Here is a 9,970-nt window from a genome sequence, read left to right as displayed (position 1 = left end):
TTAACTATAAGCCGGATACATGACTGCATTCGATTTTTTTGCTGTTATATATTATTTTTTTCTTGCATTATCGGGTAGGTCCATACATGACTATATTTGCCTTTATAATAGGTAATTTACTTTGTAAATAGTTGACTTCGTAATAATATACCATTGCTAAAATAAATTCCCTATAGGTTGCTAATGAAAAATCATAGAAAATGATAACGAAGCCATGCGGTTTTCAAGGAGAAATTTAGTCATTTTTTATAGATGCGACAAAACCAGGAAAAATTATTGATTCATAATTACTTTGTAGTATATTTTTTCCTTTAATAAGGAATAATTAATAGCTATATGAGAATTTTTATTACTATTTTTACATTAATATTTTGTTTTTCAACTTATACTATTGCTGATAGTTCAAGTAGTGCAGTGCTAGTTACTGGATCAACTGGTGCATTTGGAGAGGCAATTTGCTTATCTCTGGCATCAGAAGGATATAATTTATTAATCACTGGCAGAAATGAGAAAAAATTAAAATCTCTCAAAAATAAGTTACAAACAAAATATCCAAGTACAAAAGTTGAAACACTAAAAATAGATTTTTCTGATTTTAAAACTATTAAAGCTGCAGCAAATAAAACAGACGGAGTATCACTCAAAGCAGTTGTGCTGATTGGTCCAAGACCATCATTACGTAAAAATGGTTTTCCAAGTACACAAGAATGGTCTGAAGAATTTCAAAAAACTTTTATTGCTCCACTTGAAGTAGTGCGTATATTTGGAGAGAAGATCGAAAATAATGGTAGTATTGTTATAATATCAGGTAGTAGTTCTAAAAATTATTTGCCTAATTATCAGAATACTAATGTATTACGGCTTGCTTGGATAGGTGAAGTAAAAAACCTTGTACAATTCTTTGCTGTTCGTAAAATTCGTGTTAATGCAGTCTCTCCAGGTATAATTTTAACTGAGTATCACAAAAAGAGAATTGAGGAAAAAGCTAAGTTGAATAATACCACTTTTCAAGCACAGCTATCTTTGGACACAGCTGCTATACCTCTTAGATCATATGGGCATACCGACGATGTAGCCAATTTAATATCTTTTTTAATTTCAGATAAGTCTGTACACCTAAATGGCTCAAATATTGTACTTGATGGGGGTGAATCTACTGCTTATTAGGGATAGTAAATATTTTTAGTGATAATATTTCCTGGTTCTTTTGCGATTCTAGGAGGCTACCTACGATAACTAATTAATTATATTTTGAGCTATAGTCAATTGATGAGAAGTTGAGGACGTTGTCACTCATAAGTGGCAGTTTAAGAAGGTAATAATTGAAAAATCGTCATTACTAGGAGACCGTAAGGTCACGAAGCAATCCATAGGTTGTCATTCCCGCGTAGGCGGGAATCTAGACCCCTGCTTACGCAGGGGTGACATCTCTTTCGCAAGGGATGACACTAAGTTGAGCAAGGATAACAAGAAAGCACAGAAATAACAATTTATGTATTGCCACGCCACCTAAGGTGCATACCCTACAATTTTTTATTTATTTCCTTATGATGAGTAAAAAAGCTGATTGCTAAGAGTCATTGCGAGGAGCTACTTTAGTAGCGACGAAGCAATCTAATGAATGTGGATTGCCACGACCACTTAGTGGTCTCGCTAATAGCGTTTTATACTTTTCTGGAATTTTTAAATTGTCATGGGGTTTATGCGTAATGACGCTGATTGATGGGCTGATTATTCAACGTCAAAATCAAAATACTGATCTTTATAAGGCTCGTCTTGTAAAGTATAATGCCACCATTCAGGAGAATATTCCTCAAAATTATGCTTTTTCATTTTTGCCCGTAAATAATTACGATTTTGTAAGTAACGTGGATCAATTAGGTCACTATCATGACAAGATACTGAATCCATAAGGTCTACAGAACTATACATGTCAACCGTATTATCATCAAAATAAGGTATAGAGCGACCATCATTTGTGATTCTTTTTCTCATTTTAGGCTTGGTATGTAATTGTTTCCCAAGCTCAATAATAGTTAAATCTACCGTACTTCCACGACTATGAGGTGATTGCTTAGCAACATAACCTAACAGAAAAATTTCAGTTTTATTGATATACGGATAATAATACTCTTTCATTTTTTGATCAACATGATCCTCTCCCCAACTAACGAAATGTTGCACAGCTTTTTTGGGTCTATAAGCATCATAAATTACCAAAGAGTAATTATCATTTTTTATATCTTGCTGAACATTCTTTAGGGCAATTGCTGCTTCCTTAGTTAGCACAGCTCTAGGAGCTTTATAGCCCCTGATCTGTTCTCCTATAAAATTATTATTACTATAATACATCATATGTTGTATTATAGTCGGGTCTATTTGATCCAGATACTCAAAGCCTTCAGGCAAATTAGTTGTTTTGTTTAACATCGGTATATTTCTCAATTAACGGCTTTGTAAATATTTCTCTTTAATGGACGATTTTTTTTGCTGTTTTTGTCCTAGGAGTCTACCTGCAATAACTAATTAATTATATTTTGAGCTATAGTCAATTGATGAGAAGTTGGTGAAGTTGTCCATAGCAGTTATCTTTTTTATAAAAACATCATTGCGAGGGGGTGTAAGTCTCCGAAGCAATCTAAAAAGTGACCCAAAATGGATTGCCACGACCACTATGTGGTCTCGCAATGACAGATAACGTCATTGCGAGGGGCGTAAGAGCCTCCGAAGTAATCTTTTAATAACTTTTTTGGATTGCTTCAAGATAATTACTATTTTAAAGCTTTTAAACCTTCTTCAAGACCTTTCGTGGAAAATGGCAAATTTACCTGTTGACCGGCTGAATTCATAAAACCTACAATAGGATTACCATCGCTTGATAAAATGGTTTTAAGATCAGTGTCTGATATATCAGCAACAGCCTGGCAAGAATCTTTTGTGCAATTAACGTACTTACCTGGAGCAACTAATTTTTTGGAACTGATAATAGACGTACCTGGAGCAACAGAAACGTCAGGAGGAATTATTTGTATCATTTTTAAATTTCTTTCCTTACCGCTACCAAAATAGCCTATTTGATATATAGCCAACACCTGTTGTTTATCATCTTTAGTAGAATTAAGAGCCTGATTTAAAAAACAAATCCGTTTTTTATCAGCACTTGTGGTGCATTTAACTACCCAATCTGAAAAGGCTTGCCCTTCTTTAACCGCAGCTTCAACTCTGATAGGATTACCAAAAAATAACCCTAAACCTATTACAGCAAGACCGGCTGTAACAAATAATGATTTTTTAACACATTTTGTCATAAATTTTACTAATTTATTATTGGTATTTAAGAGCAAAATATATCTGAATTTAATATGTTTGTCAATCATCCGTGATAAAAAATGTCGATAAGGGGGTATATTTCATGCTTTCAAATTCTATAGTCAATTGATGAGAAGTTGGCGACGTCGTCGCTCAATGTTCACCTATCACTTATAGGCGTTGTTCCACATAAGCGTCAGTTTAAAAAAACAATAATTGAGAAACTGTCATTGCAAGGAGACCGTAAGGTCGACGAAGCAATCCATAGGTTGTAATTCCCGCGTAGGCGGGAATCTAGACCCCTGCTTACGCATTTTCTTAAACTGACGTTTATGCGTCACTCCATCGCTCCTAGCATCAACTTCTCCTAAATTGACTATATAACTCATGACTTCCAAAATTCTTCATGGCTAATACATTCTTCTAGTGGTTCGTTACTAGATTCAAGTATTGATTCCACTAATTTAGGTACAGAATAAATAGCCAGAGTTTCTTGTAATCCTTCGTAGTCTTCTTCTGATATGATGACTGCATTGTTATGTTTTCCTTTTATGTAGATTGGTTCATGTGTTTCGTTTGTCTCTTTGATCAGGGTAAATAGTTTTGCTCGTGCTTGAGTACTAGTGTAAATAGCCATAATATATTCTCATTAATTTATACTAAAAAAGTACACTATATTACGTATATTAAGTCAAACTGACAATATTATGTATTAAAGCATAACTTGTATTGTAGAAAGATTTTTAATATGCTACAAAGACAAAGTAAAATTACGTTATAACACTATGTCCATTAGGTTGATATTAGCCCTATATTTGTTTTGCCTTTTTCCTTTATATTCATATGCTAATATGGATGCGGAAATTGCTGAATCACATAAATGTTCAAAGATGTTTCCTTACTTCGAAAAAATATACCAAATTCCTCCTGATATCCTACACTCAATAGCTTTAAAAGAATCTGGTAAAAAACATACTGTACATAAAATCATGGTGGTTTGGCCTTGGACTGTCAATGTTGAGGGGAAAGGGTATCATTTTAATACTAAAAAAGACGCGATAGCTTTTGTAAAAAATCAAATTATTCAAGGCAAAGAAAAGATGGATGTAGGATGTATGCAAATTAACCTAAGACACCATCCAGATGCTTTTAACTCCTTAAATCAAGCTTTTGATCCTGAGCAAAACGTTGCTTATGGTGCTAAATTTCTCAAAGCTAAATATGATCAGTTAGGTAGTTGGCACAAAGCCATCGCCTATTACCATTCAGCTACTCATGATCTTGGCTATAGATATAAACAAGATGTTATCAAGATTGCTAACAATATGGACTTGTATAAAAATTCTGTTAATATGTATAGTGGGAATTACCCTAATAATATAGCTACAACGACCTCAACAAATAAACGAAGATCTTCATTTGTAAGTAATATTAGGAAATATAAGAGTGGTATTATGGTAGCACTACCACGAGCTGGCTAGATTTAGGTAACAATTATATTTGATCGTGATAAGTTAAAATTTAACCGTGAAAAAGTTATTCATAATATCGCTAAATGTTGGTTTTTTCAACATGCAGCAGAAGATATTATTGAACGTTTGAGTATTATTGATAAAAAATTTCCCCATATTCTAGATTTAGGGGGGCGTACTGGTCAATTAACAAAACTATTAGTGCAGAACTATAACTATGCTATAATTGTAGTGACTAATGCATCTAATACTATGTTACAATCCTTTGAGCATAATCCAAAATTGCTACTTGATGAAGAAAATTTACCTCTTGAAACAGCTAGTTTTGATCTAGTAACTTTTTCCTTAGGTTTACATTGGATCAATGATGTACAAAATTTTCTGTCACAAATAAAACGTATTTTAAAACCAGATGGTCTATTTATTGCTAATTTTATCGGTGGTAACAGCCTAACGGAACTACGAATGAAATTTATCGAAGCTGAAATAGCAACAAATCGCCCTCACTTCCAACATGTTTCCCCTTTTATACATTTTGATCACGTAACACCTTTGTTACAACAAGCAGGATTTACAGAGATTATCGTTGATTATGAAAATATTCAGTTGAGCTATAACAGTCCTTTAGATTTTATTAGAGAGCTAAAGAATATTGGAGAATCTGGAGCATTACTGCAAAACCCTCATAACCTAATATCAAAGCAAATGCTTTCTATTCTAAGTAATACTACGTCGACTTTCACCGAACAAATTAATATAATTAGTTTCATTGCCTCTCCGACTAAGAATAGCATAAAAACTTGTTACCTCCTAAATTGACATTTATAGCTCAGTACACGACAAGAAGATTAAGGAGAGGATAACGTCTAACCAATTGTCGATTTTTAGAGCAGTAACAGTTTGAAGATCGTAAGTCATTTTAGATTTTCTATTTGAGATTTACTTAACTTAGTGTATTTAATAATTTTTTCCATCAACTCATTGTTTAATAGCATTTCTTTTGCCATAGATATTCTTTCTTCCGCTCTACCTTCCTCTTTGCCTTCCGCTCTACCTTTATCCTCAAATTTCTTGATAGTATTAGCTTCGATACGCAGCCATTTGAGATGGCCTTCATAAGCCTCTCTTTCTTCGTCAGTAAAGTTCATAACATTTAGCACTGTTAGAGCTTTTTTTAAGGCAATGTTGTCCAGTTCTTTAGGCAAATTATCTTTGTTAAGTAGGTCATGTCTTGTTAAAAAAGCTAACCACATATCTAGAGAGTCTTTTACTTTTTTCAGTATATCCGCTAATTCCTCATGAGAATTATCAGTAAACTTATTAAGCTCAATAGTATGTAATTCGAGATCCTTGAAATATAACAAGCCACTATCTTTTTCGACTATATGGAAAACATTGTGATATTTAGCTACTTTAGGAATAGAAGTAAAATTAAGTATATGAATACCAATGGCTTTGCTTAAGGTCGAATAGTCCTGAGCTACCTTTAATTGCTCAGTATATAATTTAGCCCAGTAATATAAAGCTCGCTTATCATAATCAGCTTCGTCGCTAATTTGAATCTCAATATTGAACCTTTTGCCATCAACAGATTTGGCTTTAACGTCTAATATTGACAGTTTATCATTCTTAAAATTTTTAGGGTTATATGGATTAAGCAGAGTTACATCTGACACTTGATCCTCTTGTCCAACGATAGAATTAATCAAAGATATCAGCAAATCCTTATTCTCTTCTACACCAAAGATCTTTTTGAAAGCTAAATCCACGCGAGGAGTTATTTTATCCATATATATGCTGCTATTAGTAGTTATTAGTACCTAAGAAACAGTATAGCACAAAAACTATAAAGCACTAAGTAATATAATGTGAAAAATAGACAATTGTTTAGGCGTTATCCACTCTTTTTTCCTCTCCTTAATCTTTTTGTCGGGTACTGAGCATTTATAGTCAATTCAGGGGAATTTGAGGCTAGGAACGATGGAGCGACGCCTATAAGTAATAGGCGAGCTACGAGTGACGACGTCCCAAACTTCTCATCAATTGACTATAGCTAATTAAGATAAATATTATTGCTAATAAAGCACATATATCGCCATATTGGGAGTATAAAGTTTCATATTTCAGCTTATTTGGTAATAAACTATCTATATAACCTACTTCATTGAGAGTTCGTTGTTGAATAATTCTACCTACCGGGTCTATTACAGCCGATATACCATTATTAGCCGTTCTAAGCATAGGAAGACCGTTTTCTATACTACGCATACGACTAATTTGTAAATGTTGGTATGGACCAGAAGAGTTTCCATACCATGTATCATTAGTGACGTTAATAATCACATCTGAAAGTTTATTACTCGTTTGAACGAGATTTGGAAAGATTGCTTCATAACAAATAAGAGGTTTTATGGTTATAGCAGGTTGATCAATACTAACCAATTGTTTGCTTCCTTCAGTATAATCTAATAACCCAGGGGTTAATTTCTTCAATGGTAGTATCCATTTAAGAGGCATATACTCACCAAATGGCACTAAATGAGATTTATGATATTCAAATAATTTGTCCCCTTCTTTTGTTAAAGCGTATAAACTTGTATAAATTTCAAAATCATCTCCCTGTTTACCATTATTTGTTATACCACCAGTAATTAAAATTGCCTTTTTATTTTCTAGCATCTTTAATATTTTCCTTTTGATTGGTTTATAGTCATATGGTACTACCATAGCGGCCTCCGGCCATATAATTAGGTCTACGTCACCTGGTTTTTCAGACAATGCAATATGAAGATTTAAATTTTTCCAAAATTCTTCAACGTCCCATTTAGCAATTTGTGGAATAGTTGGCTGAACTAATCGAACTTTTATATTTGAGAAATCGCTAGGATTGTTATGTAGCCTTAATAAACCGTAGGAAGTTATTAGAGAAAATATTATTAATGAATTCACTAATAATATTTTTAATAGATTATATTTTTTAGTAAATAGGTGATAAAAACTAGTTGATATATATATTACAATAAAACTTAAACCATATATTCCTATAATACTAGAAGACTGGATGAGAGTATCGGAAAATGAAAAAGCGTATCCAAGTAAATTCCACGGCAATCCGGTAAATATCCATGATCTTACCCATTCAAAAAATACCCAATAAAGGCAAAATATAAACTGATATAAATTATTATTCTTCGCTAAAAACCCTAAACCGCAGGTTATAGCGATGAAACAAGCAAGAATAACTGGTAAACCAAATAACGCCAATGGTATCGCCCACCAAAATTCATCAATATAAACAGTGACCCCTATACTAATCCAGTACATATTGACTAAAAAATGCCCAAAACCAAATATAAAGCCTAATATAGAGGCTTCTTGCCAACTATTAGCAATTTGTACTTGATAACATAGTAGTGCCAAGAAAAATAACCCAGGTACGAAGAAAGTTGGAGCAAAAACTAAACCGCTAACCATACCTGAAATAAGTAGAAATATTTTGGATAAAAACATTAGTGCTATATATTATTAGTGTTATACTTTGGTTATATTTTAAAAGTTATTTACAAAAATATACATAATGCTATTGTTTGAGCAAGGTCTAATTATAAAGTATGGAGAATATATGCAAATTGTGGGTTTACTTGATGGTAAAAAAGGACTAATTACAGGCGTCGCTAATAATTTATCAATATCTTGGGCTATTGCTCAAATGACCAAAGAACATGGTGCTGACTTAGCCCTTACCTATCAAGGAGAAATGCTTGAAAAACGCGTTAAGCCCCTTGCTGAGGAAATTGGTTGTAATTTTGTTGCTCCATGTGATGTAACCGATGAACAGTCACTTGATAATTTGTTTAAACTTATTGAACAAAAATGGGGAAAGCTTGATTTTTTAGTTCATTCTATAGCTTTTTCTGATCGAAATGAATTAAAAGGTAGATATATAGATACCACATTACCTAATTTTCTTAATAGTATGAATATATCATGTTATTCTCTAACTGCTATGGCAAAGCGTGCAGAACCTTTGATGAAAGATGGTGGGAGTATCCTGACTCTAACTTATTATGGCTCCCAAAAGGTGGTTCGTAATTATAATGTGATGGGACTTGCTAAAGCTGCATTAGAATGCAGTGTAAAATATCTTGCAACTGATATGGGGTCAAATAACATCCGAGTGAATGCCATATCAGCTGGACCTATTAAAACTCTAGCATCTAGCGGTATTAGTGATTTTAAAACTATGCTCGCTTCCCATGAGGCTACTTCACCGTTACGCAGAAATATTTCGCCTAGTGATGTTGCAGGGTCTGCTTTATACCTGCTAAGTAGCTTATCATCGGGAGTTACCGGTGAGATACATTATGTAGATTGTGGGTTTAACACTATAATAGGAACTGTATTAGCCGAGTAACTCATTGCTTCGTCATTGCGAGGAGGTCGCCAGACCACAACTATTGAAAGTTAGAAGGTAAAGCGGGTTTTAGATAGGTTTTCTGTCATTGCGAGACCACGTAGTGGTCGTGGCAATCCATCTTTGGTTACTTTTATGGATTGCTTCGTCGACCTGCGGTCTTTCTCGCAATGACGTTGACCACATACGACTTTTAAACTATTCGGTCTAAAACCTCTTCCTCTTCTAACTTTCAACAGTTGTGGTCGCCAGACCGACGAAGCAATCCACAAAAGTAACCAAAATGGATTGCTTCGACCATTAAATGGTCTCGCAATGACAGCATGATGGGTGCTTATTCGGCACTAATTCAGGTAAATTGACTATAAACAAAAGAGTTGTAATTTCCACGTTATAAATTGTCATCCCTGCTTAACTTAGTGTCACCCCTGCGAAAGCAGGGGGCTAGATTCCCGCCTACGCGGGAATAACAAATTTTGCGTTTAAAAATAGATGTTGTGACTCGGATATATTCAAATTTCCTTCGAACAACCTACTATTTATAAGCTCTGCAAAAAACTTGATTAGACCTCTTGCATAACCCAAAGATAATTGAGGAATTTTTAAGAAAAACGAAGTCGAGTACCGCAGCGTACTGAGATGTACGTGAGGAACGGAGACGAGTTTTGACAACAAAATTACCAATTAGATTAGGTTATACGTCAATTCGGGATAAGGTTATAATTTAGAGGAAAGTCGAAATTGCAATTTATGGAAGGTTTATTTTTCTTAAGAG

At 33.8% G+C, this 9,970-nt stretch carries 10 protein-coding genes; 4 read left to right on the top strand and 6 right to left on the bottom strand.

Features of this window, described 5'->3' with window-relative positions; genetic code table 11:
- Positions 1-336: 336 nt before the first annotated feature.
- Entirely contained in the window at positions 337-1,167 is an 831-nt protein-coding gene (locus RiCNE_RS04125; RefSeq protein ID WP_094649349.1) for an SDR family oxidoreductase, read from the top strand.
- Positions 1,168-1,731: 564 nt separating this feature from the next.
- Here RiCNE_RS04125 and RiCNE_RS04120 read toward each other — a convergent pair.
- From RiCNE_RS04120 to RiCNE_RS04110, 4 genes are all read right to left on the bottom strand, one after another.
- Positions 1,732-2,430 (bottom strand): M15 family metallopeptidase, encoded by a 699-nt coding sequence (locus RiCNE_RS04120; RefSeq protein WP_094649348.1) that lies wholly within the window; start codon positions 2,428-2,430, stop codon positions 1,732-1,734.
- A 341-nt stretch (positions 2,431-2,771) separates the two neighbouring features.
- The gene (locus RiCNE_RS04115; RefSeq protein ID WP_157905674.1) at positions 2,772-3,308 is read right to left on the bottom strand and encodes an invasion associated locus B family protein; all 537 of its coding nucleotides are present in this window, start codon (positions 3,306-3,308) and stop codon (positions 2,772-2,774) included.
- Between the two features lie 228 nt (positions 3,309-3,536).
- Entirely contained in the window at positions 3,537-3,698 is a 162-nt protein-coding gene (locus RiCNE_RS07520; RefSeq protein WP_157905673.1) for a hypothetical protein, read from the bottom strand.
- Positions 3,695-3,946: a type II toxin-antitoxin system Phd/YefM family antitoxin gene (locus RiCNE_RS04110; protein ID WP_094649346.1), complete on the bottom strand. Its 252-nt coding sequence runs from the start codon at positions 3,944-3,946 to the stop codon at positions 3,695-3,697. The genes RiCNE_RS07520 and RiCNE_RS04110 overlap by 4 nt, the downstream gene beginning before the upstream one ends.
- A 148-nt stretch (positions 3,947-4,094) precedes the next feature.
- On the opposite strand from RiCNE_RS04110, the gene RiCNE_RS04105 reads away from it, so the two are divergent.
- Both RiCNE_RS04105 and RiCNE_RS04100 read left to right on the top strand, forming a co-directional pair.
- On the top strand, positions 4,095-4,790 hold the full coding sequence (locus RiCNE_RS04105; protein ID WP_094649345.1) for a lytic transglycosylase domain-containing protein: 696 nt from the start codon (positions 4,095-4,097) through the stop codon (positions 4,788-4,790).
- A gap of 66 nt (positions 4,791-4,856) precedes the next feature.
- On the top strand, positions 4,857-5,600 hold the full coding sequence (locus RiCNE_RS04100) for a methyltransferase domain-containing protein (RefSeq protein WP_275656738.1): 744 nt from the start codon (positions 4,857-4,859) through the stop codon (positions 5,598-5,600).
- A gap of 95 nt (positions 5,601-5,695) precedes the next feature.
- Here the strand turns inward: RiCNE_RS04100 and RiCNE_RS04095 are convergent, their stop codons facing one another.
- On the bottom strand, positions 5,696-6,571 hold the full coding sequence (locus RiCNE_RS04095; RefSeq protein ID WP_094649343.1) for an Rpn family recombination-promoting nuclease/putative transposase: 876 nt from the start codon (positions 6,569-6,571) through the stop codon (positions 5,696-5,698).
- Positions 6,572-6,791: 220 nt separating this feature from the next.
- Positions 6,792-8,291, bottom strand: a complete 1,500-nt coding sequence (gene lnt, locus RiCNE_RS04085) for an apolipoprotein N-acyltransferase (RefSeq protein WP_094649342.1) — start codon at positions 8,289-8,291, stop codon at positions 6,792-6,794.
- Between the two features lie 112 nt (positions 8,292-8,403).
- Between lnt and RiCNE_RS04080 the strand changes: the two genes are divergently transcribed.
- Positions 8,404-9,195, top strand: coding sequence for an enoyl-ACP reductase FabI (locus RiCNE_RS04080; RefSeq protein ID WP_094649350.1), 792 nt, complete (start codon positions 8,404-8,406; stop codon positions 9,193-9,195).
- Positions 9,196-9,970 lie beyond the last annotated feature (775 nt).

The sequence above is a fragment of the Rickettsia endosymbiont of Culicoides newsteadi genome, from assembly GCF_002259525.1.
In the GTDB taxonomy this organism is placed as follows: domain Bacteria; phylum Pseudomonadota; class Alphaproteobacteria; order Rickettsiales; family Rickettsiaceae; genus Tisiphia.
This window is presented reverse-complemented; position numbering and strand designations above follow the sequence as displayed.